General features: G+C 49.3%; 1 tRNA gene. It reads right to left on the reverse strand.

Annotated features, from left to right (window positions below):
- Positions 1 to 78 precede the first annotated feature (78 nt).
- A tRNA-Phe gene (locus QQZ17_RS22535) sits at positions 79 to 154 on the reverse strand.
- Positions 155 to 203: the final 49 nt, after the last annotated feature.

A 203-nucleotide genomic window follows, 5' to 3' on the forward strand; every position in this document is an offset into this window, starting at 1 on the left:
GTTAGATGTGAAGCATAGATTCTGGCGGGATTAGAATGCAAAAACGGACCTCCGTGAAGGTCCGTTAATATAAATTAGTGGTGCCCGGACTCGGAATCGAACCAAGGACACGGGGATTTTCAATCCCCTGCTCTACCGACTGAGCTATCCGGGCAACGGGGCGCATTAAAACCGATCCGCCTCATTTCGTCAACGAAATTTCT

It is taken from the genome of Citrobacter sp. T1.2D-1, assembly GCF_950098555.1.
In the GTDB taxonomy this organism is placed as follows: domain Bacteria; phylum Pseudomonadota; class Gammaproteobacteria; order Enterobacterales; family Enterobacteriaceae; genus Citrobacter_A; species Citrobacter_A telavivensis.